Below are 442 nucleotides of genomic sequence, written 5' to 3'. Positions count from 1 at the left end.
GGCAGCAGGAGTTCCAGGCCTGGCGCACAGCTTCAAAGGGCAATACGGTCGGCGACTATCAGGCCTATCTGAAGATCTACCCGACCGGCAAGTTCGCCAGCGTCGCCAAGACCCGCATCGACGAGCTCAACGGCACCAAAACCGCCAACACGACCAAGGTTGTCGAGAAGACGACCCAGACGGCCGATGCGACCACGACGGTGACGCGCTCGGCAGACACGGCTGCGACCGAGAGCGAAGCCGACAAGCAAAAAGACCTGGCGATGTGGAAACAGGTCTCCAAGACCGGCACGCAGGCCGATTACGAAAAATATCTGAAGGCTTTCCCGAAAGGCAAGTTCGCCAAGGTGGCGAAGAGCCGCCTCGATGCGCTGGTCGCTGCCGCCAAAACGCCCACTGAGACCAAGACGCCCGCCGAGACCAAGGTCGTCGTCGCCAAGAC

The 442-nt window shown here is 61.3% G+C and carries 1 pseudogene; it reads left to right on the top strand.

Annotated elements, in window-relative coordinates:
• A pseudogene (locus tag AC1D0P_RS29765) lies at nt 1–442 on the top strand (hypothetical protein); the annotation flags it as partial.

The organism is Polaromonas sp. P1_G2, from assembly GCF_056405515.1.
Note: the sequence above shows the minus strand (reverse complement) of the source record. Positions and strands in the feature narration are given on the sequence as shown.